This window comes from Candidatus Binataceae bacterium (genome assembly GCA_035508495.1).
In the GTDB taxonomy this organism is placed as follows: Bacteria; Desulfobacterota; Binatia; order Binatales; family Binataceae; genus JASHPB01.
Genome location: DATJMX010000049.1, coordinates 1 through 25,042, shown reverse-complemented (window position 1 = coordinate 25,042; position 25,042 = coordinate 1). Strand labels below are relative to the sequence as shown.

Genomic DNA, 25,042 nt, shown 5'->3' with positions numbered 1-25,042 from the left:
ACCCCCTAACTCCTTCCCGCATCGGGAAGGGGAACCAGAGTTCGCGCGTCGTTTGTTCCTTGAATGCAAAAGAGCTGGGCCGCTTTTGCGACTCAGCTCTTTCGTTTTCAGAATCGATTTTCAGATCAGGAAAAGATCAGGCCCTTCATCTCGCCGTTGGCGCGCCACTCGCGCACCATGTTGTAAAACTCGACCGGGCCGCCGCCGTATTGCTCACTGACGAAGCCCTTGGTCGCGCCCGGCTTGCCTTCGTTGTTGTAATAGCCAGGAGTGCATTCCTGCAGGAAGCCGAGATTGTTGACGGCCTTCTGCTTGATGGTCTCGCACCACTCTGCTTCGGCCTCGGTCGTCGGCTCGATGCATCGCGCTTCGTTGGACTTCGCGTGCAGGATCACATCCGCGATATGCCGCGCCTGCTCCTCGAGCATGTGCGGGAAGTTCGCCGTGAGCGCGTTCTGCGTAAGGCCCATGTGGAAGACGTTGGGGAAGCCGGAGCTGTAGAAGCCGTGCAGAGTCCTCATCCCGTCCGACCAGTGATCGGTGAGCGACTTGCCGCCGCGCCCGAAAATCTCGAAGCCCGCGCGCCGCGTGTAGGCCGTGCCGACCTCGAATCCCGTGGCGAAGATGATGCAATCGACTTCATACTCGACGCCGTCGAACACGAGGCCCTTTTCAGTGATGCGATCGACGCCGCGTCCCTGCGTATCGACCAGCGTCACGTTGGGCCGATTGAACGTGGGCAGATATTCGTCGTTGAAGGTCGGGCGCTTGCAGAACTGCCGATACCAGGGCTTCAGCGCATCGGCCGTCTTCTTATCTTTGACGATGCTATCGACGCGCGCGCGGATCGAATTCATCTTCTTGAAATCCGCGAGCTCCATCATCTTGCCGATTTCTTCGGGCGAGGTGTTGGCGGGGCCGGTACGCGGCAGGATCGCGGCCAGGTTGCGGATGATGTCGGTCCATCCATCCTTCACGAGGTCTTCTTCCTGGAAACCGCCCGTCACCAGGATGTTGAAGTTATCCATGCGGCGGCGCTGCCACCCGGGCTGTAGCGACTTCGCCCATTCAGGATCGGTCGGGCGGTTGCCGCGCTCATCGACCGACGACGGCGTTCGCTGGAAGACGTAGAGATGCTTCGCGTGGCGGCCGAGATGCGGCACGCACTGGATCGCAGTCGCGCCGGTGCCGATCACGGCGATCTTCTTGTCGCCGAGCTTGTTGAGATTCCCGGTCGTGTCGCCGCCGGTGTAGTTGTAGTCCCAACGGCTCGTGTGGAAGGTGTGGCCTTTGTAACTCTCGATTCCCGCGATGCCGGGGAGCTTGGGCCGGTTGAGCGGACCACTCGACATGACTACGAAGCGCGCGCGCATCTCGTCGCCGCGATCGGTGCGCACGATCCAGCGACACTCTTCCTCGTTCCAGGTGATGTCTTTGATCGTGGTCTGGAAGCACGCGTTCTTGTAGAGGTCGAACTTCTCGCCGATACGCCGCGCGTGAGCGAGGATCTCGGGCGCGAAGGAGTATTTCTCTTTCGGCAGGTAGCCCGTCTCCTCGAGCAGCGGCAGGTAGATGTATGCCTCGATGTCGCACTGCGCGCCGGGATAGCGATTCCAGTACCAGGTGCCGCCGAAGTCGCCGCCCTTCTCGATGATGCGGATGTCGTTCACTCCAGCCTCGCGCAGACGCGCCGCGGCGAGCAGTCCGCCGAAGCCGCCGCCGATAACCAGAACCTCAACACTGTCCTTGAGCGGCAGGCGCGTGTAGCCGGGCTGGACGTAGGGATCGTCGATGTAACGGCTGAAGTCGCCCTTCACCTCGACATATTGCTCGTTGCCGTCGGGACGTACGCGGCGGTCGCGCTCGGCGCGATACTTCTCGCGCAGCTTATCGGGATCGAAATCCATACCCGAATTGCCGTTACCGGCAGAGGAAATGTTCTGAGCATCACTCATAGATCAAACTCTCCAAGGCGAGGCGGGAGCCCGCGAAATGTCGGCGCCGATCAGCGATCGCCGCACAATTTTCGATACTGGACTTAACGAAAACTTTCAAGGACAGCAAAACCGTCCGCTAGCGCAGGATCGATGAATGCAGTCGCGCGAGCGTCCCTGCTCACCATTAAGATCGCGCGCCGCGCTACTTCAGCGCCGAGAACGACGTCGGCGTCAGGATGCTGTTGGTGATGGAGGCCACGATAGGCCCATCCAGCTCGCTTTTGGCGCGCGCCTCGATCCATTCGGGATCCGCGCCGAAGGCGGCGAACCGCTTGTCGCGATCGGCCAGCGATTCCCACTGCAGCATGTAAACGAGGTCTGCGTTCGACTCGCCGATCGCGACCGTCCAGAAGCCGACCTGCTTGATTCCGTGCTTCTCGAACAGTCGGCACGTGATGTCATTAAAGCGTTTGATGATCGCGGGCAGGCGTCCCGGCACGCAGTGATAGACGCGAAGCTCGTAAACCATTGTGCATCTCCTCGCTGTTTCTTTTTCGCTCTTCGATTCCGTTTGGACAAGATTGATTAGATGAATGGAAACGACCGACCTTCAGCCTCGAGCGGCGCGCACAGCACTCCGCGCGATCAATGGCGGGCACGGTCGCGCGCGCCCACTACTTGGTGCCCATCATTGAGCGACTGTAATTGCCGGCTCTGAGGTCGCCAGCTTCGGCAGCACCTTGTCCGTGAAAGTCAGAAAGGTTTCGTGGCTGAGCGGAGCTGTGATCATGTAGTCGAGGCCGATCTCTTCGTTGAGCCGCGCGATCTGATCGGCGACGCGCTCCGCCGTGCCGTGGATTACCATCGAATCGACGTAGCGGTTGGCCATCGCATCGCTGTCGCCGCGCTCGCCGGTCGGATTGACGTAGGTGCGCAACAGCCACTTCGATCCCTCGCGCGCGATCTCTGCCGCCTTCGCATCGGTCGCGGCGATGGCGACCAGGCGCACCGTCGGAAGCACCCGGCCCTCCGAGCTGTGACCATGCTCGACGAGCAGCTTGCGCCAGGCCTGCATCTTTTCGCCGATAACCGACGTCGGCGAATGCGGATCGAGCATTATCGAATAGCCTTGCGATGCGGCCCACTCGATCGCAGGCGGCGAATAAGCCGCGACCCACATCGGAGGATGCGGCTGCTGCAGCGGCTTCGGCAGCACCTCGATATTGTCGAACGAATAGTACTTTCCCTTGTACGTGATGCGCTGGTTGCGCCACGCGCGCATCACTATATCGACCGCTTCCTGGAAGCGCGGATAGCTTTCCTCCGGCGTCATGCCGAAGGTCCTGAACTCTTTGGGATCGAATCCGCGTCCGGCGCCCCAATATACGCGTCCGCCTGAAAGTATATCGAGCAGCGCGATTTCCTCGGCGAGCCGCAGCGGATGATAGAACGCCGCCAGCGTCACTCCGGTCGCGATATGCAGCCGCTTCGTGCGCGCCGCCGCATACGCACCCATCACGGGAATCGATGGGCAGACGCTGTAATCATTGAAGTGATGCTCGGTGATCCAGACCGCGTCGTAGCCGCTGCGATCCATGATCTCGATCCGCTCGAGCGCGCGTTCATACACGGTCGCCAGCGTCGAGCGCCGATCAGGCCAACTGAAGAATTGCAGCACGCCGAATTTCATAAAGACCACCGCCCGCGCTCGGATTGTCGTCGAGGCGGACCGGAAGATCAAACGCGGCCATGCAGTCGCGCGTTGTTCCAGATGAATTGCGCCGCGTTCTCAATGATCGCGTCGCGGGCCATCTTCTTCGCTGCCGACCTTGATGCCGACGATGAGGCCTCGACCGATCAGTCCCTGTTCGTCCCAAGTCGCGCGCATCCCCGCGTCCGCGAAAGCGTTGAGGTACTGAATGCGCGTGAAGAGTCCGAGCTCATGATGCTGGCTGATGAACTCGATGCCTTCGCGAGTTCCGACCATGTATTGCTCGTCGAAAATCGAAAGGTTGTCCTTCACGCGATGAATGATCATCCGCGCGATCTTGAGATCGGGCGTATCGACAAATCGCCCATCCAGGTGTCCCGGTTTGAAGCTGCCGGGCTGAAGCCACGGCTCAACGATCAGCAGACCGCCGCTGCGGACGTGGCGCGCGAGATTTGCGATCGTGAGAGTCATTCGCTCAACCGTCTTCATGTACCCAATCGAGCTGAACAGGCAGGTGACCACATCGAAAGTGCGGCCGAGATCGAAGTCGATCATGTCGCCGCGATGTAACGGAACCCCGGCGAGCTTGGCGCGCGCTACCTCGATCTGATCCTCGCTGTTGTCGAGTCCTTCGACGTCGAAATCGCCGCGCAGAATTGCAAGGTGGCTGCCGGTGCCGCATGCCACGTCGAGCAGCCGCCGCCCTCCCGTCCGCAGGTTGAGGTTAACTGCCTTGCGCAGAATCTCCGCCTCAGCCGCGTAGTTCTTGAACGAGTAGATCGCGTCGTAGAACTTCGCCGATTTCGTGTACACCGCACCCGCTCCTGATGACCGGTTGTGACCTTAACATGAACTACACGAAGGCACCCAGCACCCGCTGCTCGCCGACCAGGCTGTGAGGCCGCGCTCTCGAGGTGTGCCATTTTCGAGCGAGTTGTCACGAAATCGAAACACCCGGCGCGAACGTATCGACTCCCACGCCCGCGTCACAAAGCAAACCAAAAGCTTGTGTGCGTCAGCACAGGCGCATCTCAGCACCTGGATGCCATCTGCCAACGCAATGGCATCGTGCTTGCCTTTCTAATCGTGCGGGCACGGGTCGGCATCGCAAATAGCAAATACGGAGAGAGCTGTGAAAATAGTCGGGCTAAAGGACGTAACGGTTAAGAAGAAACTATTGCTGCTGTCGGGGATATTCCTTGCTGGTCTCTTCATCTTCGCGGGACTTAGCTACGTCACGGTAAACGACGTGAAGATCGGGGGAGCGGCATATGAGCACGTCGCGCTACAGCAGAGAATACTGGACGAATATACGCCTCCTGATGAATTACTTCTCGAAGCGCGCCTTTCGGTCGTACTGATCGCACTCGATGTGCAGGACAAGAGTCTGGATAATCTAAGCGCGGACGTCGCCAGATTCAAAAAAGCGAAGGCCTCGTTCGAGGCTGGGCATGATTATTGGGCGACGCACTCGCCATCCGGTCCCGAGGGAGAGTTGATTGCCAAGTCCTATTCGGCGGCCAAGAATTATCTCGATCTGGCCGATTCCCAGTACATTCCGCTTGTTCAAGCCGGCAAGTTAACGGACGCGGCAAACGTTCGTAAGCAGTTGGTCGCAGCTTTCGCCGAACACGAAACGGCCAGCAAGGAACTTGGTGAGTTAGCCGAGGCCCAGGTCCAATCTCTCGAAAAACAGGCTGCGTCAATGGTGGCGTCGCGATCATTCATGCTGATCGTGGTGGCGCTCGCGGTGATCGGATTGGTTGGCGTTCTCAGCGTGGTCGTTTCGACTGGAATCGCAAATCCGTTGATCGCGACGATGAAGGTGCTGCATCAGATCGCCGGTGGAGACCTGACGCCCAGGCTCGAGATCGACGGCAAGGATGAAGTCGCGCAGATGGGCGATGCGCTCAACCGCATGGCCGATGAGCTGACGACTACCATGTCGGAAATCAACTCCGAGGTGCAGGTCTTGTCGAGCGCTTCGTCGGAGCTCTCGGCGACGAGTCAGCAACTCAAGACCAGTTCCGACTCCACCACGTCGCAGGCCAATGCGGTCTCCGCCGCCGCCGAGCAAGTTAGTCAGAACGTCCAGACAGTAGCTACTGCGACCGAGGAAATGACCTCATCGATCAAGGAGATCGCCAAGAATGCGTCGCAGGCTGCCGAAGTAGCAAGTTCTGCCGCGCAACTCGCGCAAAGTACCAACGCGACCATGACAATGCTGCGGGAGTCGAGCGGCGAGATCGGCAAAGTTATCAAGGTAATTACCGCGATCGCCGAGCAGACGAACCTGCTTGCGCTGAATGCGACGATCGAAGCGGCCCGCGCGGGCGAGGCTGGCAAGGGGTTCGCCGTTGTCGCCAACGAAGTGAAAGAACTCGCCAAGGAGACGGCAAAGGCGACCGAAGACATCAGCACCAAGGTCGAAAAGATCCAGCTCGATGCGAACAGTGCGGTAGCCGCGATTGACGAAATCACCGCCGTCATTGCGCGCATCAATGATATTCAAAATACAATCGCCAGTGCGGTCGAAGAGCAGACGGCTGCGACCAACGAGATCGCCCGCAACATCGCGGAGACTTCCAAGGGCAGCGTCGAGATCTCCAGCAACATCACCGGCGTTGCGCAGACTGCCAGCGATACTCAAGCTTCGGCGAGCGGCGCGCAGCAGGCGGCGGATGAACTGTTGCGCCTCGCGACGGCGCTCAGCGGCGTGGTTGAGCACTTCAAGATCGACGACGGCTCGTCGCATTCAAAAGCCCGCACGAACCGGCGATCCCGGACGGTTGGAGAAGCTGCCGCATAAAGATACGCGCGGTCTCGCGCGAATGAACAAGATGAAAAGGCTGGACTGAGTAGTTCAGCCTTTTTCATTTCCATTCACTGTCAGCGCGCGGCCTGGTCCTTGGGAACTACCACGATCTTGCCCTTCATGCCCGAGGTCTCGTGGGGCGCGCATACATAGTTGTAGATCCCCGGCTCGGTGAAAGTATGTGAGTAGGTATCGCCCGGATGCAGGAAACCGGAGTCGAACGCCTTGGCTCCGCTCGGCGTGCTCGCATCGCCAGGTTTCATAGCTTCGGAAGGATCGCTGGTCGCGTGATGTACTGAGTTACCGGCGTTTTTCCACTCGACCGTGTCGCCGACCTTGATCGTGACGTCCGGTGGCTCGAAACTGGCCGGCATATCCACCATTTTAATAATAACGGACGGTTTTTGTCCGGCGCGGACCGTGCCGGCCCCGACGATCACAGCGATAGCAGCCGTCGCTGCCGCGACCCGCTTGACTGTATTCGATATTGTTGTCTGCCTGCGGATCATTGCTAACCTCCAAAGTACATTGCCGAAGAATTAACGAACCGTCTTGAGGAACTCGGTGATTGCCCGGATGTTTTTCGCGGGCATATTCGACTGCGTGCGCATATGCATCGTGATCGCGTTCCATTGGTTGGGCGAAAATTCGGAACCGGGCCGCGCGTTATGGCACTGCGCGCAATAGATCGGCCACAACTGCGCCCCTTCCATTGCGAGCTTTCGTTGCTCCGCGCTGACTTCCTGTCCGGCGCGCGAGGTGGGGGCCACGGCCAGCGTCATTAAAGCCAGAATCGCGGTTATCTGGAGTGTTCTCATCATCGTCTTCTTCTGTATTTCAAAAGCCAATTGCGAACTGGGTAATCAGCGCGAAATCGTTCTGCGGATGATTGACCGCGGTAGAGGTGGGCGTCTGCGCACCGTTGAAGGTCAGGCTGTATCCGCCGCTTTGCGGCAATTCGAAATCGGCCTCGGTCTGCCAGACGATCGACGGCGCTATCCAGTAATCGAGTCCCAGCGCGACTTCGCGCGCGTGAGGAGAGAAAACCGCCGCCGAACCGCTGAAACCGAACGAGGGAGTGGTCGGAACCTCGTCGGCGACGACCGCGCGCTGATTAACCCCGGAGTACCTGACGAGTGGTTCGAGGCGATGGATCAGGTCATCGACTTTGTCGCCCATGTGCACCGAGGGTATCCCCTGCAGGAAGTAGCCCGCCTGCACGTACCATCCCTGGCGATTGTCGGCCGAGGGCGTGCCGGCTGGCATCTGCCGATACGTTTCTGCAAATTCGCCGCGCGCCTGGAGGTTTCCATTGAGGTAGGCGAAATCGACTCCCCACGAGTTGAACCACAGCGAATCCTGCCATTTGCCATCGTAGGTCGAGGCTCCCAGTTCGAGCCTGCCGAGGGGTGAGTCGAGGGGGAAAGGATAGACTCGGAACCGCGCACCCATCGCACGGCCGTTGGTGTTCACGCCGATATTGTTTTGTCCATTGAGCGCCTGTCCTGCGACGGGCTCCGGGAGCGAGGAGTCAAAGCTCGGTCCGTTTGCGGCCCAGGTAGTGTAGTCGAAATCCTGGCCGAGTTTCCCCCACTGCAGGCCGCCGCGGACCTGCATTCCTACATCGGTGGGAGGGATAATCGGATTGACGCCGTACATTAACGGCGCAGTAATGAAACGATTGACCCAGACTGGACTTTGATCCTCGTAGAAATCGCCGAACGGCTGGTCGAAAATACCGGCATTAATCTCCATATAGTCATTGAGAAAGAAATGAGCTGTGGCGACTGGCAATTCGAAGTCCGCGCCGGATCCTTGCGGCAGACTGGCTTCGATGGAGCCTTCGAAAAGAATCCAATCATTCAGGCGATATAGAAATATTGGCTCAAAGAGCAGCGAGAACGTGTTCTGAGCATTTTGGCGATCGTAAATGAACTCGCCCGCGGCTCCGCCGACCAACGTGAACTGATGCGTGCCGAGATAGCGATTGATCGCGGAATCGAATTCATTTGGTGAGATTGAGTCGCTCAAATGCTGTTCCATTTGCTGGAGTTGTGCGGTGGTCTCGCTCTGCAAATGAGTATTGGTTATTTCGAGTGCTTGTTCCTTATTACTCAGATCGTGATTGCTGCCTTCAACACCCTGTAATTTGCGTTCCAACGACTTGATTAGTTTGTCTTCGTCGTCGAGCCGCTTGCGCTGGGCCTGATCGTTCTGCTTGAGGATGACAATTTCATGTTTGATCGCGGCAAGATCGGAACCGCCGCCCGCCGCGTCGTCGGCGAGAACGGCGTGCGCCTGGGCAAAAAAGGTAAGAGCTATCCCCAGCAGCGCAAATGCGCCGCTCTTCCGCATGACCATTGATGTCCTCGCTCAGATCGAATGCCGCAGATCAGTGCCGGCACTCGTTGAACACGGAGGAATTGTAAATGGTTCCCGGTTTTCGATCCGGCAAATTTACACGCTACAGGTGTGATTCCGGCCCGATGAGGTAGTTGTCATCTCAAGGTCGAGATTGGGACGATGGGGCACTGGCCTAATTAGGCCACCCCACGATTCAAAATAGGACAGTAGCCGACGATGGCGCCTGGTTGATCCTCGTTCCTCGCTACACTAGCTTCATAAGATTGTGAAAAATGGGAAAGGCGAACGGCGCTTGGGCGCGAGTGGTGCAGTTTCCGACCTTGAGCGCTCGCGATTCTCCGAACGGTTGGCCGCCGTTCTTACCGAGTCCGGCTTTCCACGGATGCCCGCGCGGATCTTTACCGCGCTGCTCGCAACCGACTCCGGACGCCTGACAGCAGCGGAACTCGCCGCTCGTCTTCGCGTGAGTCCCGCCGCGATTTCTGGCGCAGTCCGCTATCTGGTGCAGGTGAACCTGCTTAGCCGCGAGGCAGAGCCGGGTTCGCGGCGTGAGCATTATCGCGTCCATAGCGAGGTCTGGTACGAGGCGATGGCCCACAAGGACGCGGTGCTCGACCGATGCGAGCGGAGCTTGCGTGAGGGCCTCGACGCTGTCGGACCGGAGAGCGCGGCGGGCCAACGAATCGCCGAGACGCTCGCGTTCTTCGAGTTTGTGCAGGCGGAATTGCCGCAGATCCTCGCGCGATGGCGCAAGGATAAGGCGCGCCTGATCGCGCGATCGTCGCGCAATGGTGGGCACCTCGACGGCGGTGTGCGCTCACGCTGAGCGCCGGTCAGGGATACGCGACGTCGCCCGGGCCGCGATGGGGCGGGGTGATTGCCGTGATTGTCGCAATCTTCCACGAAGCGCCGATGCGGCAAACGAAGTAGCAGGCGCGCACCTTCTCGAGCACCGAGTCGTCAGCCTTGTAGCGCGTCACGTCGGAAACGATCATCCCGAGATTGTCCGCGAGCGACCACGCTTTGATGCTGTCGATTCCCGACCTGGCCCATCCACGGCCGCGCAGCGCGACCATCGAGCGCTCGAAGCTGTTGCGATGCGCTTCGTCGTTGGCGATCGAGATCAGGCCGCGCTCGCCTGAAATGACTGCGTAGGGATGCGCGAAGTATTCGACGAATGCGTCCGTCTCCTGCCGGTTGAAGGCGTCGATGTAGCGACGATAGAAAGCCTCGAGCTCGATTGCGATCGCGCCGGCGTCAGGCATTGGCGGATATCCTCGTGTCTATTTCGGCGGAATTACGACATGCTCCTGCGCGACGAAAACTCGCAGCGCAGACATGTCGGTGAATTTTGGACCGTCGGCCGCGAGCGCCTTGCCGGCCGGCGAATCGAACGCCGCGCGCATCGCATCGGCGCTGTCGAACCATAACTGCGCCACACCGTCGAAGTGCGGCCGCGCGTAGAGATACGCATCGTCAACCAGATGCGACTGAACGTAGCGTCGCAGGCCGGGCAGCTTGCTGCCCAGTGTGCCGTGAACCTCAATCCAGTATTGGCGGAATTCGTCCAGCGACATCCCGTCAAGCTTCTTGAGTTGATAAACCCCTTTCACGAGCGAGCCGCCGGTCGGGCCGTCCACGATCGCATGGTCCTGCGTCGCCATCCATTCGACGCGCTTCAGATCGATGAAGTTGCGCTCGTCGGCCAGGGCGCCATTGAGGTAGTCAGGATTCGCCCGCAGCTCGGCCAGGGCCGCGAGCGAATCGACCATCACTTCTGCTTCGCCGTCGTATGACGAGTTCGATCCGGCATAGACGATTCGATGGCTTTGCACGTACATCCGGAGCTGCTTGATGCGCGTGACAATCGGGCCGTGCGTCTCGCGCCAGTAGCGATGGAATTCAACATCGCCCACCGCTTGCTTGCGCGTGATGAAGTAGTGAACGTGTATCATCGCATCCCTCCGGAGTTCCGCGCTCTCATTTCATTCATACGAAGGCTGGCTTGATTCATCAAACAGTTCGATCAGCGTGCTTGACCGGAAGGGTCTGAATGCACGAGCCTAGTACGAGGCGTAGCGCCCTTGGAGAAATGAGCATGGCAAAGCTGCCTCTCGCCGAAGTCCCGATTGTCGATTACGGAGCCGACCAGGCCGCGATGGAGCGGTATCGCCGCGACGGCGAGCAACGCGCGATGCGGCTCGGCAATCGCGGAACGCTACGCTTCGATTGCGATGGCAAGCTCGATGGCGAGATCGCCGCGGCATACTCGCGCTGCGGCTTCTACATCTTCGAAGGGTTGCTTGGCGCCGACGAGCTTGCCGATATCGAACGCGATGTCGTGGACATGCTGGAGCGCGCGCCCGCCACGAAGGGCGCGCCGCTCGATCGCCAGGGCCGGCCGGCGCTGAGCGCGGATTGCAAGGCGCCAAATATCAGTTGGGTGAAACCGCTTTCCGATCCGCTGGGCGGTACCTCGTTCGCCAACGGACGCCATCCCGTGAAGATGACCGAGCCGACGCCGCCCCGCGAAGCGCCCGAGTACGTGATGCAACTCGTGCTGGGCTCGCTGCAATTTTCCGAGGCGTGCCTGAGACTCTATGGACATCCGCAGTTGCTCGCGGTCGCGGCCGCCGTCAACGGCGAGGACTTTACGCCTTTCAACGAGGCGGTATGGATCAAGCAGCCCGGCCTCGGCGGCTCAGTTGCCTGGCATCAGGACGGATGGACGCACTGGGACAGCGCGACTCTGGACGAGGGCACGCACGGTTTCAACTTCATGGCGCAGCTCTATGGGTGCAACGCGGTTAACGGGCTGTGGGTTGTGCCCGGCTCGCATCGCCACGGCAAGGTCGATATCAAGGCGATGGTCGCGGCGGCCGGATCGGATCGACTACCCGAAGCGGTCCCGATGATTTGCGGCCCTGGCGACGTTGCTATCTGCAATCGGCAGGCCCTGCATGGCTCATTCGCGAACACCTGCGAGGAACCGCGCGTCACAATCAACTTCGGCTTCCACCGCCGGAAATCAGTGCTCGGAGTAGTCAGTGGCGGAGTGCATAATCCTGTCGCGGTTTATGACGATCAGCGAATTCGCGAACGCTCGCGATTGATCATGTATGCGATCGACGCGCGCCATCAGCGATTTCCCAATGAGAGGCCATACCAATATCAGCCCTTCGCCGGTCACGAAGATGAACACCGATGGACACCGCAATTGAAAGGCCGCCTCAAGGATTATAACCTGCTTGACCTTGGAATTTAGGGTTGCCAGCAGCGTTGCGCTCGGCGCCTGACGTTTGCGATGGGCACGGGAGTCTCATGCTCGAATGAAAATGAATATCCCACACGATCACGCGCTCGCCGCCATAACCCCACTGGTCGTCGACTTTCCCGAATGATGGGGAATAACCGGGTCCGAGGAACATCAGTCTCGTAAACGTTGAGCGAACCAGATTCGAGGGCCCGGCAAGCGCGCGCTTTCGGTCCGCGTCGTAAAGCACGGCGACATCAGGATAGTCAGCCTTGAAATTGTGATACTCCGTCAATGCGTTACCGCTCGCGACAATCGTCGCACCAGGTGGCGTTTCGTAAGTAGTGATCGTGCCTCGGCGGTCGCGACTCGAAAGCAGTCGCAGCATCGCGCTTGGATGCGGACCGGATCGAATCACGATGGTGTGAAGGCTTGCGCCCTGTCCGAGAGGAACGTCCCGAAGATTCTCCATCGGGCACTCCGCGGTCCCATTGCCGACGTCGAAGCATGGCAGCCACCGTTCAGAGAAATAGCCGTCTCCCGATGCCGCGTCAGGCTTGGAGCGGTGCAGGTCCCAGTTACCCATGCGCCGCCACGCGGGCATGTCGATCATCGAGGACGAAAGAACCAGGTACGAAGGAGGTGGCACACAATGAGTTAACGCCAGGACATCATCTATCGCGGGAGGCGCGAGGCCCACTTTTTCCAGGTATTCCCGAGCGGCAGCGCGATCGAGAACGGCGAGCGCCAGCAGAGTATCGCTCGCGCCAATGTCATTCATTCCATAGGCGCGCAATTTGCCGAATGCTGAGTCTGTGTCGCCGCCACCGCCGCATTCCAGCATTCGCAGCAGGCCGATCGACTGAGCGTCGCTCGGAGCGAGCAGAGATTTTGCCGTCCAGTATGGCGCATGAGTGCGAACTGAGCCGCCGTCATCGACGGTACGGCGCTCCGCGATATACTCAGTCCAATATCCATAATCCCACCAGCTGACAATTATTGCCTGGGGCGGCGACTCGGCCTTCAGCTTCGACAGGCTTGTCCACCATTCACTGGTTATTGCCGGGATATAGGCGCGCGCCCCGGCATATCCGTCGTAAACGGGGAATGTGAGTAGCGTAAGCATCCCTGCTGTCGATACCGACCTTACAATTAAATTCAACGCGTCAGATAACTTTCCGCAGCGCTCAGATATCGCGCCCTGGATTGCACCTATACTCGCTGCTACGCCCAACCCTGATGCCGGCAACAAAAGCAGAATAAACCGCACTCCCGCCAGGCTGATACCGTAGCCAGCGATGAACCAGATGGCGAGCGTGCAAGATAATACGTCGCTGGCCGCTTCGCCGCGGGCCGCATCGCGCGGCCAGGGCGCGCGCCATATCGTTCGCCACGCTAAACTTAAGAGCCCGGCGACACCGATCGCGAATAAGGTCATCCCACCAAAAGCTTTCGCGATACTTTGAAGGTTCGTGGATCTCAGCTCTTCGACGTTGGTCTCGTCATTGCCGCTGAGGGCGTCCGGCAATAGTGACTTGCGATCAGAGGCGCTTCTGGTAATTCCGAATCCGCCATCCGGCAGACTCTGCAACGGATCGGAGATAACCGACGATACCTCACCGGTGACAGTTGCCGCGGCGATTCCACCCGAAAGGCAGAACAGGGCGAGCACGATACTCACTATCCTTCGGTCGCGCGGCCTCAGAGAAGGTTCATTTCGATGCTGGCTCCTGAGAACATCGACGAGAAGTGCGATCGTGAGTCCGCCGGCAATTACGTAGTACGTGAAGATCCATCCTCTCCATGTGCCCGCGAATATTCCGATCGTCAGTCCTCCAGCGACCGACCATGCAATGCGGTGCCACGAGCGATCGGCCTCGAGAGCTTTGACAACCAGCCAGAGGATGAAGAGGGGCAGGACCACGTTCCACACATCGTTGTCGCTACCGATGCTGCGTTGCAGGAACAAGGGATTCAAACCGATGATGAGGGCGGAGGCCAGACCGCCGAGGTTTCCCCCGAGGCGTGCACCCAGGAGAAAAGCCGGAATAGTGCCAAGCATTCCAACGATAACTGGAACAAGAAACGCGCTCGCCGGCAGCGGATACCCGGGTGTAAAACGATTCATCAGCCAGTGAAGGCCCGCGATCGAGTAGACATGCAGCGAATATCGATATCGATTTGCTCTGCCGGAGGGAGCCTCGCCGAAGGCATCCCAGCATCGGCGATTGACGATCGAGTCGCAGACCGTTGCGCGATTCTCCAGATTTCTAGCTAACCTGAGCCAGTAGTAACTGTCCGCGTCGCCCAGTAGCACGTGAGTGCGGCGATCGTCGCCGACATATTCAAGCTGAGCCTTGATACCCGCGGCTATTTGCTGCTGAGCGCCTGGCGAGACCTTGAAGCGTTCAGATTTCTGGTCGAGCTCCCGAGCGTAGTCGTCGATCGAGCCGAGTTGCAGAGGAAGGAGCCTGATCCATCCGACGAGCAAGATCGCGCATATCAGCAGGAGCAGGCTGAAAGCGCGAGCGGCTATTTGCGGTTTTTTGTTGATATCGAGAAACGAGCGCGAACGGCGATTGCTCCGCAATCACCGTTCGCGCGTCACGAATACATTTGCTCGAAAACTACTGCCTGGTGCACTCGCCCTGCACCGGGACCAAAGCTACGTTGCCGGGCTTCGGATTGAAGTTTTCTTCTCCGACAGCAATGAGCTGAATTCCACCCGTAGCCCGCTGGATATCGAAAGTCTCCGTCAGCGAAGATTGTCCGCCGAGCAGGGCCATGCAGGCCATATCTCCCTGCTCGCTGTTTATCCCGCCGATATTCAGCACCAGAGTCAGGGTCGTCTCCGTGGCCGTGCCAGCCGGCAAAGAACCTCCAGTGATCGGCAGTCTGCAGCCTTCGAGATATTGGATTTCGGCGTCACCGGTCGTGACACTGCCGCGCGAGTCCGCCGAAAAACGCACCAGCTCATACAATGGTTCGCGCTCGTAGCCCGGTGATTTCACATGGCTGAGATTGCCTTCCATCTGCCGGGGCGGAACCGCATCGCTGGTACTGAAGCGGCAGAGGTACGTGGTATTGCCGAGTCCACCCAGGATCCCACCGAGACCCAGTGACTGCGCATGTGCCGTGGGCACGCAGAGCGAAGCGGCGGAAAGCCCCAAGCCAAGGGCCAAGCCAAGACGGGAGATTTTCATTGGTCCATCCTCCACGCCGGACAGTAACATCAATTTGTAATATTATCCAACAAAATGAATTAATTCGGCATTAACGAACTTTTGAGCAAATATCAGTCTAAGGTTGAGAAAGTTAGTCTCAACGGAGAAAGGAATAGTTCGAGGCAAAATGCCCGTCCTCTTGGCGAAACATCCTCCATTCTGTAGAACTTGGAAGATGCTCGATCGCGCCACACCGCCAGCACCGGGACTCCGATGAGTGCTGCGCTCGCGAATCGCACTCGCATCGCATCCATTTCGAGGTTGCGCGCAGGCCCGCGCGCTAAAAAGGTTCTTTTAATCGCCTGCGCGGTGTCGCTGGCGCCGCTTCTTCCGCTCGCTGTTCTTCGTTTCGTTCCTCCGCCGATTACGCCCTTGATGATCATCAGGGCGCATGACGGCTACCGCATCGAACGGCAGTGGGTGAGCCTTCGCGCTATTGCGCAGCCGCTTCGAAGAGCGGCGATTTATGCGGAAGACAATCGATTTTGCGAGGAGACTTCGGGCATCGATTTCGACGCACTCGATCAGGCAGTGGGTGTCTGGTTCGAGGGAAAACGTCCACACGGTGCCAGCACGATTACGATGCAGACCGCGCGCAATCTATTTCTGTGGCCGGGCCGTAGCTACCTGCGCAAACTCATCGAACTCTGGATCACCCCGCAGATCGCGATACTGTGGCCCAGGCAGCGCGTGCTCGAGGTCTATCTCAACATCGCGGAATTCGGTCCTGCTATATTCGGTGTGCAAGCCGCGGCGCGGCATTACTTTGGCAAGGACGCGTCACAATTAAGCGTGATCGAAGCGACCAGGCTAATCGCGGTCCTGCCCGATCCTCTTCATCGAACACCCGCGACGTTGGCTCCGCATGTATTGCGAGGGGCTCAACTGGCAACGCTTCCGGTTTTCGAAGGCGATTCTGAATTCGAGTGCGGAAATCCGTGACTGAATTCTCAGCAAGCGCTTGATCGCAAAGAGATAGTGCTTGGCTCAGCCGTCATTCGGCTCTGCCTGGGGTGGTGCTCGCATCTGTGGATAAAGCGGCGTCACGTTGATGCGATGCAGTTCCGAAATTGCTGAATGCCCAATCCAGTAAAAGCTCGCCGTCATTGGTGCGGCGAAAATCGCTCGGCGCTCCCATCACAGCGCAGATGAACTCGTCGTTCGCGGTACTCGCGAATGCAACCACGTGGAATCCGGCGGCCTGGACATGTCCCGTCTTGAGGCCGGCTACACGAGTGTCGAGGAAAAGCAATCCATTCGTATTCTGCTGCCGAACCCCATTGAATTTGAAGTAGTGTTGCGAAGTGTATTTCGTCGCTTCGGGATGCTCGCGGATTACCGCCTGGGCGAGGACCGCCATATCATGAGCGGTGGTATATTCGCCGGGTTCGGGGATTCCGTTGGGCTCTGTGAAATTGGTATTGGTCATCCCCAATCGAGCCGCCTCACTATTCATCTTTGCGACGAAGGTGCGGCTGTCGCCGGACAGAACATCTGCGATCGCAAGCGCCGCGTCGCATCCCGAATGCACCATCATTCCGTAAAGCAGATCCTCGAGCGAAACTGTTTGCCCCACTTTGAGATACATGCGCGACAGAGTCTGGTTCTTTGCGACAATTCCCACGTCCGGGCCGATAATTGCTTTCGAGTCCAATGAGACCTGTTTGGCACGGAGGGCATTGAGCGCGATGTAGAAAGTCATCAACTTGGCCAGACTGCCTGGTTGAATACGGTCGTTTGAATTGAGTTCGTACAGGACAGTTCCCGTGTGATTGTTGACCAGATACGCTTCCTTGGCGTCATACCTGAATCGGACCGGCACGTTGCCAAAGACGTGCGCGGTCGTACCGGCAGCGGGCGACGCTTGAGCCGCCGGCGCCACTGGTGGTGCTGACGGCGCAGTAGTCGAAGCACACCCCGCCGCAACCAGCATCAGAGCGCTTGTCAGGGCGGCGGTGGCGCGAGTCCACGTGCGGCGTACGTATAATGGAATGCGAAACCTCATGATGCACACGTCATCGAATTAGGCCTTCCATAGAAGCATCGCAAGAGTGTAGGCAAACTTTGCAGATTGTAAGAAGCATCCGTTCTGTCTGACCGAACAAACTACAGATTGGAGCCCGCACTCTTCCTTCATGGAGAAGGAGTGGGCTGATGCGAACAAAAATCAGTTCTGCCCTGTGTGATGCGTTCGAGCAGCGCGCCGGCTCGCACCTCGCGAGGTTCGAAGTCAAGCAGGTTCTGGTCCACTGCCCGGACGAGCCTGGCCAGCACCAAACTTGCGAAACCATAGGACAAACAAAATCAGACCGGCCGCCCGTCAACTACGACGCGCGTTCGTTTGCTCGAGGACGCCGAACGGCCGCCGGTCAGCGGCCGGCGGAGTTCTGCACCATCGCCACCTGGGTGAAGTCCGCAGCGCTCACGGAGCCCATGTTGATGTACCAACATTCGCGCTCCGGCGCATTTGGTTTGTCTACGCAAAGTCTCATTAGTGCAGGAGTAGACAAGCTTGAATCAGCAGTCATTAAATTCGAATCGCCAATGTATAATGTCCTGCGGTCATCGACGTACACAATCGAGACCCATGCTCGGTGCCTCGCAATAGCCTGGTTTCAAGGAGTGCAGAAAGCGGCGACACGGCGGTGCCTCATCTCACAGCCGTGGTAAAATCAACGACCGCTCGATGCGGAAAAAAATCGCGCTCACCGAAAATGGAATACTGGTGAATTTCGAGGTTCGAACTAACCCGACCAAAGCCAATCGATGTTAAAGTGCGAGTCGGATTTGGAAAGCCCTAAAAGTAAATCCGAGCTATACTGCAAATCATGGAGATCATTGCCAGGAAGCTCGATCATGTCGAGGCTCAACTCAATTATGCTGCGGATTCCGGCGCGGGTCGCAAGTTGGTATCGATTCACGACGCCCGTGCCGTCATCGATCAGCTGTCCCTGGAGCAGCAGGGATTTATCTTACGTCGCCACAAAACGGCGGTGAGAAATTTTTTCGACGAGAGGGAAGTACGCGCGGTCTACTACCCGGAGGTCGAACAACTTCTCAAAGAGGGCACCGGGGCTGCAAGAGCGGTTGCATTCGAGCATGACGTGAGATCCGCGTCGAAGGCCGAGCGCGCCGCGACAGGTGCACGCCAGCCCGTCAAATTTGTCCACGACGACTACACGGAGAAGTCTGCTCCGGAACGCGTGCGATTGTATCTGCCGGAGGAAGCCGAAGCGTTGCTTAAAGAGCGCTATGCCGTGATCAATGTATGGCGGCCGATCAGGGGTCCTGTGCTCGATACACCGCTGGCCGTTTGTGATGCGGAGAGTATCGTGGCCGCAGACCTCATACCCACCGAAGAAGGGGTTAAGCATCAAGTCTATAGATTCGATTTCAACCCCAACCACCGGTGGTACTATTTTTCTGCGATGACCACGAACGAGGTGTTGCTCTTCAAGTGCTTCGACTCGAACAAGAATAGCTCGGCCCGGATTACTGCACATAGCGCGTTCGACCTGCCCGCGACCGCGGCTCCGGCACCGGCGCGTCAGAGCATTGAAGTCCGCGCACTGGTTTTCTTTCCGCATGTCGCCGCCAACGCGGTATCGACTTGAGGTTCCGGGCTAACTCGCCCGGGTGGAGTTCGGCTTGGGCCTGGCCGCTAAATTGAGCAAGGCAAATCCAGATGCAGTCGAACTCGGCCGTTTGCCCGGGCATAAGCGGAGCAAGAACGTCACGTGACCTGGGCGAGCAGTTCTCGACTGTCGTCCAAGTTTTCGTCGAAGGGTCGCCTGGGCGCAATGGGATCGATAAGTGATGCTGGCATCCGACGAGTTCCTGTGGTTGATGCTTTTCTATTGTCCGGTTTGAGCCAGATCGCGCGATCCTGGAAGAATGGCGCAAATTGCCGGCCAGCTATTGTCGAGCCTCTGCTGAAGTGAATTAGGAGACGACCATGGATGTTATTGAAGCAATGGAAACCTGCAGTGCGGCACGTTACCTGAAGCCCGATCCAGTGCCGCAAGAATTGATCGAGCGTGTGATCTACGCCGCCACTCGCGCCTCGAGTCCGGGCAATAGCCAGGAATGGGACTTCATCGTTGTGCGCAACCCTGAAGCAAAGCAGAAAATCCGCGATCTACTCGCGCCGCGATTCAAGGCGAGGGGGGTGGGGGTACCAACGACCGGGGCGGCGCCCGTAACTAGTCGAATGATAGCGGGCGCCATGCATCTGGCGGAGACGCTGAATGAGGTCCCGGCCATCATCTTCGTCTGCGGTCCCGTAGCGTATCCGCCCAACGCGCCGATCGAGCAGTTTGTCTGGTCCGCGCTCTATCCGGCAGCGCAGAATCTGATCGTGGCCGCTCGCTCGCTAGGTTTGGGCACAACCTTCACGACCTTCCAAATGTTTATGGAAAGCGAGCTACGCGAGCTGCTGGGAATTCCCAAGGAGATAAAATTCGGCGCTATGATCCCTATCGGCTGGCCGCAAAACGATTTCGTCAAGGTTAAGCGCAGGCCGATCTCTAAGGTAATTCATTGGGATAAGTGGAGCGATTGACCGCAGTCAGCATCGCCGCTGCCCGCAACTGCATCTTACGATTAGGAGCACGTTCGATCTGAATGACCTGAGCGTTTGCTCTCGACATACGCGAGTAGTCAGTGTGCGACACCTGATCGCAGATCAGGCGGGTGCCTGTGACCTGCTGGAGGCCATTTGGAGCGGAAATGGGTTCTCCGGGCATCGCGAAGCGCGATGCCCGTGCCCGGCGCTGTTTACGGTTCAGAAGGCGTTGCCGCTGTTCAACGTATTCGACTTTACTAGTCGTTTCGTGTGTGGCACCGGTCTCTCGCGGCCATCTCGGAGGCCCGCGCCAGTGCTAGTGTGTCGATATACTCGCGGATGATCGTCACTTTGCCATTTCGAACGGTAATGGCGAAGACCCAATGGTCCTCGAACGTCCCATTCGTGGCTTTGATTCTCCCCATAGCGGAGCCGACGACCAGAACCCGGTCTCCTTGCGCTATGAACTCGGGGGGCTCTGGGAAGGAAGTTTCCACCGTTTCGTTAGCCTTCTGAAGTAAGTTCTCCAATCCCGCGTGCCCGCGGTGCGTGCCGGCCAGCGGCCAGTCCTCGCCCGGAATGATCCACTCAATATTTTCGGCGGACAACGCCAGCAAACTTTGCTTATCACGGCGGCCGAGTGCCGCAAGAAAATTCTTCACAATCTGGACATTCTTTTCGATGCTCATCGAAATCTCTCCTTTTCCCTTACTTCGAGTGTGTCCGATCTAATCGGACGTTTCGGACCCATCCTCCTCGGCCAGATCACACGGGCGACGATCGATTACTGCTCCTTCTTGAACAAATCCTGGAAGATGAGCTGACCCCAGGTGCGGCCGCGTGCGTGCACCAGAGCGCCACCCTCGTTGAGCTTTCCCAGCTTGACGGGTGCGAACCCGAGTTGTTTAGCCAAATTCGCCACGGGACCGATCGCGTCTTCATCGTCGCTTGACAGAAAGACAACTCGGTGGCCGCCCTCGACGATCGGATCGGCAGCCAGGGTAGCCGCGGGCAGGTGATTAAAACCTTTGACGAACTTAGCGCCGGAGAACGACTTCGCAACGAAGGCGGAGGACGGGAGACCGTCCAGCTCCTCGGGTGGAATTAACGCGTTCATCGCATCGATGACCGTCTTGCCTGTCCAGCTCGGGAGGGCCTGCGCAACCTCGCGATGTTCGCCGAACGGGACCGCCAAGATGACTGTGTCGGCCTCGAGTGCATCACGCAGCGACTTGGCGACCACCGTGGGGCCAATCGCCCGAGCCTGCGGCGCCAACACTTCGGGCGGCCGGCGGCTCGCGACGGTTACATCGATGTTTTTACGGGCGAAGGCGTGGGCGAGGGCCTGGCCTATTTTGCCGAATCCTACAATCGCATAGCTCATAGTGCTTCTCCGATCCGTGTTGATATTGATTCCCCCGCCTTTCAGATGGCCGACAAGCCGCCGTCGACGGACAACTCCACCCCGTTCACGAAGCTCGAATCGTCTGAAGCAAGAAACAGCGCGACCGTCGCGATTTCCTCAGGTTGACCCATCTTTCCCCGCGGGATTAGGGACTCGAACATCTCCTTCGCCTCCTGGGTGAGAACTTCTTCCTGCATCGGTGTGGCGATCGGCCCCGGGCCCAGTACGTTTACCCGGATCTTCCTGTCCTTCAGTTCGTTGAGCCACGTGCGTGCGAAGGAGCGCAACGCTGCCTTGCTCGCCGCATACACGCCGAAACCTGGAAAACCCTTCACCGAAGCAACCGATCCGGTCATGATGATCGAGGCACCATCGTTGAACAGCGGCAACGCCTTCTGAACCGTAAACAGCGTGCCGCGCGCATTCAGGCCGAACGCGGCATCGAAGTGCTGCTCGGTAATCTCGCCCAGGTTGGCGGCTTCGCCCGTGCCGGCGCTCGCGAACAGGACGTCGATCTTGCCCTTTTCTCGCTTGACCGTATCGAACAGACGGTCGAGGTCGTCGAGATTTGCCGCGTCGCCGCGTACGCCGGTGACATTCCGGCCAATCAGCTTGACGGCCTCGTCGAGCGCCTCCTGCCTCCGGCCCGTGATGAAGACGTAGGCCCCTTCTTCGACGAAGAGCTTTGCCGTGGCGAGGGCCATGCCGGAAGTCGCGCCGGTAATCACAGCGACCTTATTCTTCAGTTTTTCCATGTGACTGATCTCCTAACAATTGGTCGATTGAATCAGCGTCCGCGGAAGCCCCGCACGAAATCGGCAAGTGCTGCGCCGACCTCCGACGGGCTGGTTTCCCGAACAAAGTGCAGGCTCTTGACGGTCAGCTGCGTCAGCCTGCTCGATGCGCCGTTTTCGCCGAAAATGCTGGCGCTGATCTTTAGTAGTGTTTCCATCAACCAAAATGTAATATTCATTCAGCGGATAGAAAAGTTCAAAAATAAGCCCATATCCATCGAGGCATCCGATAATGACGCCAAACCCTTCCATCTCTCTTGAACAATGGCGGGCACTCGTGGCTGTCGTCGACGAAGGCGGCTATGCCTGCGCGGCCGAGTCGATACATAAGAGCCAATCGTCGGTGACGTACGCGGTGCAGCAGATCGAGAAGTTACTGGGCGTGAAGTTGTTTCAACTCAAGGGACGCAAGGCGATGCTCACGCCCGCGGGCCAGATGCTCTACTTACGCGCGCGGGTTCTGCTCGATGAGGCCGCGAGCCTGGAAGGAGCCGCGCATCGTAATTCCGCCGGATGGGAGGCGGAGATCACCATCGCCGTCGAGATAGTTTTTCCGACATGGCTATTGCTCAAATGTCTCGACCGCTTCGGAAGCGAGTCTCCGCATACTCGTATCGAGGTGATCGAGACCATGATCGGCGGAGCGCCTGAGGCGTTGCTGGAGCGCAGGGCTGACCTTGCGCTCACGCCTCGCGTGCCGCCGGGATTCACCGGAGAGTCCCTGATGCGGCTCGCCTTTGTCCCGGTCGCGAGTCCGAACCATCCGCTGTTCAAACTCGGACGGCGCGCCACGATGAACGATCTCCGCAAGCATCGCCAACTCGTAGTGCGCGACACCAGCATCAAGCGCGACAAACGCGGCGCCTTGCTCGAGGCGGAGCAACGCTGGACCGTCGGGCACATGGCGACCTCGCTCCAGGCGGTGCGAATGGGCTTCGGTTTCGCCCGATATCCCGAAGAGAAGATCCGCGAGGAGGTTGCCGCCGGCGAGCTGAAGGTGTTGCCGGTGCAAGGAGGCGGCGACATGTTTGCTGAAATCTACCTCGTGCTTGCCAACCCCGAGGACGCAGGGCCCGGCGTTAAACGTCTGGCGGAAATTTTACGCGAAGGCGCCCGCAGCGAATCCGACAAACGTCGCCCAGGCGGGCGAAGATCAAGGCCTCTTCACCGCTAGGCCAAGCGCCTCATGCGTAGTTAGACCGATCTGTCGCAACTCCAGATCTAGATCGGTGTTCGCGAGCCCAATGCGCGGTCGCAAAGTGAAGCCAAAGAGTGCAGCGATTTGGCGGAGAGGGAGGGATTCGAACCCTCGGTCCCGGTTACCCAGGACGCCAGATTAGCAATCTACTTCCGGCCCGCGAACACCAGGACCTTAGCAAGACTCTTTGAGACAGAAAACCCTTGCGGCAGTGCGATTTGCCGTATCCAGACTGGTCGAGAAGTGTCTCATCGAGTCTCGCCAGATCTTGTTCAGTCCGGGAAGTTTTCCCCACCCTGTGCCCACCCGGCTCGCTTTTCTGACAAACCGCAGGAGAGAGTTCTATGAACTCGAATCCCTACGTCGAAGCGCATCGCGAATGGGACGAACGCTACGCCGATCTCGTCCTCGGCAAGCGCAACTGGCAGATCGCCGCCGGAGCACTGCTTCTGCTGAGCCTGATTCTCGCCGCTGGAGTTGTTTGGCAGAGCACTCGCAGCCGGTTCATCCCGTACGTGGTCGAGGTCGACAAGCTCGGGTACGGGCTCACGGTTCCCAAGCCTCTGATTCCGAGCTCTGATCCGGCGCTCGTTGATCGCATGGAGCGCTACGAGGTTGCGAGCTTCATTCGGAATTCGCGCTCGGTAAGCAGCGACCCTAGCGCCGAGCAGCACATGCTCAACGACATGCTTGCGCATGCGAAAGGTTCGGCCGACAAATACCTCGACGAGTACTTCCACTCCGACAACTTCGCGCACAATCCCTTCAAGAAGGCTGAACAGCAAACAATCTCCGTCCAGATCGATTCCATCCTCGAGTTGTCCGCACACAGTTTCCAAGTGAGATGGACGGAGCAGGCCCGCGACCGCACGGGCGCAACGGTTGACGCAGCAACGCATTGGGAAGCGGCGCTTCAAACGCAAATTTCGCCCCCCGGCTCCGACGACGCGATCGTAAGCAATCCGCTGGGATTTTACGTGACGCAGATCAGCTGGGCCGAACAGCAGAGCTAGGAATCCGACGGACGGAGGTCAGTTCGATGAAGCGTATTGGCACCGCGGGCATTTTGGCTTTGGCGCTGACGGTCGGAGGGTGTTCGGCACAGCAAAGCCACCAGAATCAATCTCAAGCCTCGAACGTAGCGCCCATCGAGCCTGAAGCCGCACCAGAGGCGGAGGCGACGCCGAAGCCTATCACAGCGGCGGAATTACTCGCGCAGCAGCCGACAGAGATTCAGGCGGCGTTCAAAGAGCACGATCAGAACGGCGAGTGGGCAACCTACAAGACTCCGCGGTACGTGCTCTATCCCTTCAACCAGGGACCCGATCCCATAGTCGATTGCGAGCCATTGCGAACGACCGACCTGCAATTACAAGCCGGTGAAACAATCACCGACGTGGCGATGGGCGACACGGAGCGATGGATGGCAACGCCGGCATCGTCGGGCGATCCGACAAACCCCACGCCACATCTCGCGGTGAAGCCTCAGGCGCCAGCGATTGTGACGAACCTGACCATCTACACGACTAAGCACATATATCACCTACAGCTCCGATCGCGTGGGGGCCACGCCATGCAGGAGGTTGAGTTCTACTACCCCGACGATCTTCTGAACGCGATGCATCAAGCTGACCAGGCTGCCGCCCAAAGCACGAAAGTTACCGCTGCTGATCCGCCGACGAGTCCGAGCGAGATCAGACCGATCGCTGCAGTCGATCCGCGTCACCTCAATTTCGATTACGACGTCTCCGGTCCGCAAGTGGCTTGGAAACCGATC

Annotated in this window: 26 protein-coding genes; 9 read left to right on the top strand and 17 right to left on the bottom strand. The window is 58.7% G+C overall.

The features are described from left to right. Window positions 1-125: 125 nt before the first annotated feature. The 4 genes from VMA09_15820 to VMA09_15805 all read right to left on the bottom strand — a co-directional run bounded on the left by VMA09_15820 (window position 126) and on the right by VMA09_15805 (window position 4,461). The gene (locus VMA09_15820; GenBank protein HUA35077.1) at window positions 126-1,955 is read right to left on the bottom strand and encodes an NAD(P)/FAD-dependent oxidoreductase; all 1,830 of its coding nucleotides are present in this window, start codon (window positions 1,953-1,955) and stop codon (window positions 126-128) included. 184 nt (window positions 1,956-2,139) lie between these two features. Further along, window positions 2,140-2,466 carry an NIPSNAP family protein gene (locus VMA09_15815; GenBank protein ID HUA35076.1) on the bottom strand — a complete coding sequence of 109 codons (327 nt, stop codon included), beginning with the start codon at window positions 2,464-2,466 and terminating at the stop codon, window positions 2,140-2,142. A gap of 159 nt (window positions 2,467-2,625) precedes the next feature. Beyond that, window positions 2,626-3,627: an LLM class flavin-dependent oxidoreductase gene (locus VMA09_15810; protein HUA35075.1), complete on the bottom strand. Its 1,002-nt coding sequence runs from the start codon at window positions 3,625-3,627 to the stop codon at window positions 2,626-2,628. Window positions 3,628-3,726: 99 nt separating this feature from the next. Next, complete coding sequence (locus tag VMA09_15805; GenBank protein ID HUA35074.1) at window positions 3,727-4,461, bottom strand: class I SAM-dependent methyltransferase; 735 nt, start codon at window positions 4,459-4,461, stop codon at window positions 3,727-3,729. Window positions 4,462-4,780: 319 nt separating this feature from the next. Between VMA09_15805 and VMA09_15800 the strand changes: the two genes are divergently transcribed. Beyond that, window positions 4,781-6,457 carry a methyl-accepting chemotaxis protein gene (locus VMA09_15800; protein HUA35073.1) on the top strand — a complete coding sequence of 559 codons (1,677 nt, stop codon included), beginning with the start codon at window positions 4,781-4,783 and terminating at the stop codon, window positions 6,455-6,457. A gap of 80 nt (window positions 6,458-6,537) precedes the next feature. On the opposite strand, the gene VMA09_15795 is transcribed toward VMA09_15800, so the two are convergent. The 3 genes from VMA09_15795 to VMA09_15785 are packed head-to-tail and all read right to left on the bottom strand — an operon-like array spanning window position 6,538 to window position 8,818. Further along, the gene (locus VMA09_15795) at window positions 6,538-6,972 is read right to left on the bottom strand and encodes a plastocyanin/azurin family copper-binding protein (protein HUA35072.1); all 435 of its coding nucleotides are present in this window, start codon (window positions 6,970-6,972) and stop codon (window positions 6,538-6,540) included. A gap of 30 nt (window positions 6,973-7,002) precedes the next feature. Next, complete coding sequence (locus VMA09_15790; GenBank protein ID HUA35071.1) at window positions 7,003-7,281, bottom strand: hypothetical protein; 279 nt, start codon at window positions 7,279-7,281, stop codon at window positions 7,003-7,005. A gap of 19 nt (window positions 7,282-7,300) precedes the next feature. Continuing rightward, entirely contained in the window at window positions 7,301-8,818 is a 1,518-nt protein-coding gene (locus tag VMA09_15785) for a hypothetical protein (GenBank protein ID HUA35070.1), read from the bottom strand. Window positions 8,819-9,209: 391 nt separating this feature from the next. Between VMA09_15785 and VMA09_15780 the strand changes: the two genes are divergently transcribed. Further along, window positions 9,210-9,653, top strand: coding sequence for a MarR family transcriptional regulator (locus VMA09_15780; GenBank protein ID HUA35069.1), 444 nt, complete (start codon window positions 9,210-9,212; stop codon window positions 9,651-9,653). A 7-nt stretch (window positions 9,654-9,660) separates the two neighbouring features. Here VMA09_15780 and VMA09_15775 read toward each other — a convergent pair whose 3' ends face one another. Together VMA09_15775 and VMA09_15770 are read right to left on the bottom strand one after the other, a co-directional pair. Next, complete coding sequence (locus VMA09_15775; protein ID HUA35068.1) at window positions 9,661-10,092, bottom strand: hypothetical protein; 432 nt, start codon at window positions 10,090-10,092, stop codon at window positions 9,661-9,663. An 18-nt stretch (window positions 10,093-10,110) separates the two neighbouring features. Continuing rightward, a complete protein-coding gene (locus VMA09_15770; GenBank protein ID HUA35067.1) occupies window positions 10,111-10,782 on the bottom strand; it encodes an EthD family reductase in 672 nt (223 codons plus the stop codon). 143 nt (window positions 10,783-10,925) lie between these two features. On the opposite strand from VMA09_15770, the gene VMA09_15765 reads away from it, so the two are divergent. After that, window positions 10,926-12,092: a phytanoyl-CoA dioxygenase family protein gene (locus tag VMA09_15765; GenBank protein ID HUA35066.1), complete on the top strand. Its 1,167-nt coding sequence runs from the start codon at window positions 10,926-10,928 to the stop codon at window positions 12,090-12,092. Here the strand turns inward: VMA09_15765 and VMA09_15760 are convergent. Both VMA09_15760 and VMA09_15755 read right to left on the bottom strand, forming a co-directional pair. Next, on the bottom strand, window positions 12,058-14,670 hold the full coding sequence (locus VMA09_15760) for an STT3 domain-containing protein (GenBank protein ID HUA35065.1): 2,613 nt from the start codon (window positions 14,668-14,670) through the stop codon (window positions 12,058-12,060). The genes VMA09_15765 and VMA09_15760 overlap by 35 nt on opposite strands. A gap of 37 nt (window positions 14,671-14,707) precedes the next feature. Next, window positions 14,708-15,283 carry a hypothetical protein gene (locus tag VMA09_15755; protein ID HUA35064.1) on the bottom strand — a complete coding sequence of 192 codons (576 nt, stop codon included), beginning with the start codon at window positions 15,281-15,283 and terminating at the stop codon, window positions 14,708-14,710. 234 nt (window positions 15,284-15,517) lie between these two features. On the opposite strand from VMA09_15755, the gene mtgA reads away from it, so the two are divergent. Then, a complete protein-coding gene (gene mtgA / locus VMA09_15750) occupies window positions 15,518-16,246 on the top strand; it encodes a monofunctional biosynthetic peptidoglycan transglycosylase (protein ID HUA35063.1) in 729 nt (242 codons plus the stop codon). A 52-nt stretch (window positions 16,247-16,298) separates the two neighbouring features. Here mtgA and VMA09_15745 read toward each other — a convergent pair whose 3' ends face one another. Beyond that, window positions 16,299-17,186 (bottom strand): D-alanyl-D-alanine carboxypeptidase family protein, encoded by an 888-nt coding sequence (locus tag VMA09_15745; GenBank protein HUA35062.1) that lies wholly within the window; start codon window positions 17,184-17,186, stop codon window positions 16,299-16,301. A 487-nt stretch (window positions 17,187-17,673) separates the two neighbouring features. Then, window positions 17,674-17,796, bottom strand: a complete 123-nt coding sequence (locus VMA09_15740; protein ID HUA35061.1) for a hypothetical protein — start codon at window positions 17,794-17,796, stop codon at window positions 17,674-17,676. A gap of 336 nt (window positions 17,797-18,132) precedes the next feature. Between VMA09_15740 and VMA09_15735 the strand changes: the two genes are divergently transcribed. Continuing rightward, window positions 18,133-18,918, top strand: coding sequence for a CmcJ/NvfI family oxidoreductase (locus VMA09_15735; protein ID HUA35060.1), 786 nt, complete (start codon window positions 18,133-18,135; stop codon window positions 18,916-18,918). 341 nt (window positions 18,919-19,259) lie between these two features. Then, window positions 19,260-19,865 carry a nitroreductase family protein gene (locus tag VMA09_15730; GenBank protein ID HUA35059.1) on the top strand — a complete coding sequence of 202 codons (606 nt, stop codon included), beginning with the start codon at window positions 19,260-19,262 and terminating at the stop codon, window positions 19,863-19,865. 260 nt (window positions 19,866-20,125) lie between these two features. Here VMA09_15730 and VMA09_15725 read toward each other — a convergent pair whose 3' ends face one another. The 4 genes from VMA09_15725 to VMA09_15710 form a co-directional block, all read right to left on the bottom strand. Continuing rightward, window positions 20,126-20,557, bottom strand: a complete 432-nt coding sequence (locus VMA09_15725; GenBank protein HUA35058.1) for a nuclear transport factor 2 family protein — start codon at window positions 20,555-20,557, stop codon at window positions 20,126-20,128. Between the two features lie 95 nt (window positions 20,558-20,652). Then, window positions 20,653-21,252, bottom strand: coding sequence for an NADPH-dependent F420 reductase (locus VMA09_15720; GenBank protein HUA35057.1), 600 nt, complete (start codon window positions 21,250-21,252; stop codon window positions 20,653-20,655). Between the two features lie 41 nt (window positions 21,253-21,293). After that, window positions 21,294-22,028, bottom strand: a complete 735-nt coding sequence (locus VMA09_15715) for an SDR family oxidoreductase (GenBank protein ID HUA35056.1) — start codon at window positions 22,026-22,028, stop codon at window positions 21,294-21,296. Between the two features lie 32 nt (window positions 22,029-22,060). Continuing rightward, window positions 22,061-22,246 carry a hypothetical protein gene (locus VMA09_15710; GenBank protein HUA35055.1) on the bottom strand — a complete coding sequence of 62 codons (186 nt, stop codon included), beginning with the start codon at window positions 22,244-22,246 and terminating at the stop codon, window positions 22,061-22,063. Window positions 22,247-22,299: 53 nt separating this feature from the next. Between VMA09_15710 and VMA09_15705 the strand changes: the two genes are divergently transcribed. The 3 genes from VMA09_15705 to VMA09_15695 all read left to right on the top strand — a co-directional run. Continuing rightward, the gene (locus tag VMA09_15705; protein ID HUA35054.1) at window positions 22,300-23,241 is read left to right on the top strand and encodes a LysR family transcriptional regulator; all 942 of its coding nucleotides are present in this window, start codon (window positions 22,300-22,302) and stop codon (window positions 23,239-23,241) included. A 368-nt stretch (window positions 23,242-23,609) separates the two neighbouring features. Then, window positions 23,610-24,278, top strand: a complete 669-nt coding sequence (locus tag VMA09_15700) for a VirB8/TrbF family protein (GenBank protein HUA35053.1) — start codon at window positions 23,610-23,612, stop codon at window positions 24,276-24,278. Window positions 24,279-24,304: 26 nt separating this feature from the next. After that, on the top strand, window positions 24,305-25,042 hold a 738-nt coding region (locus VMA09_15695; GenBank protein HUA35052.1), incomplete at its 3' end, for a TrbG/VirB9 family P-type conjugative transfer protein.